The organism is Streptomyces sp. AC627_RSS907 (assembly GCF_019049165.1).
In genome coordinates this window covers 1-657 of the sequence record NZ_JAGMUE010001412.1, presented here as the reverse complement: position 1 = coordinate 657, position 657 = coordinate 1, and the positions used below count along the sequence as shown (strand labels likewise).

Genomic DNA, 657 nt, shown 5'->3' with positions numbered 1-657 from the left:
GCGTACGGCGGGGAGGGCGGGCGCCCCGGCGGCCCGCGGCGCGCGCCCGCACAGCGCGACGCCACGCCCGCCCGGCGGCCCGTGCCGCGGGCCGTGTCGGCTCAGACGACCTGGTGCAGCCAGCGCACCGGGGCGCCCTCGCCGGCGTACCGGAACGGCTCAAGCTCGTCGTCCCACGGCTTGCCCAGCAGCCGGGTGAGTTCCGCGGCGAGTTCGCTCTCGCCGCGCGAGGCGCGGCCGAGCGCGGCGCGCAGCCGGTCCTCGGGGATCAGGATGTCGCCGTGCATGCCGGTGACGGCGTGGAAGATGCCCAGCTCCGGCGTGGAGCTGTAGCGCTCACCCTCGGCCGTGGCGCACGGCTCGGCGGTCACCTCAAAGCGCAGCAGGTGCCAACCGCGCAGCGCGGAGGCGAGCTTGGACGCGGTGCCGGCCTGGCCCTGCCAGGAGAACTCGGCGCGCCAGGTGCCGGGCGCGGCGGGCTGTCTGATCCAGTCCAGGGTGACGCGCACGCCGAGCACGCCCGCGATGGCCCATTCGACGTGCGGGCACAGCGCGCGCGGGGCGGAGTGAACGTACAGAACTCCACGTGTCGTCACCGGGACCTCCAGTGCGGTTCGAGGTTCGCCTTCCCCAGCGGCCTCGCGTTCCGTACCGGCC

Annotated in this window: 1 protein-coding gene; it reads right to left on the bottom strand. The window is 75.8% G+C overall.

Annotated features, from left to right (window positions below; genetic code table 11):
• Positions 1-101: 101 nt before the first annotated feature.
• Positions 102-596: a DUF3145 domain-containing protein gene (locus KUM32_RS42175; protein ID WP_187064311.1), complete on the bottom strand. Its 495-nt coding sequence runs from the start codon at positions 594-596 to the stop codon at positions 102-104.
• Between the last annotated feature and the right edge of the window lie 61 nt (positions 597-657).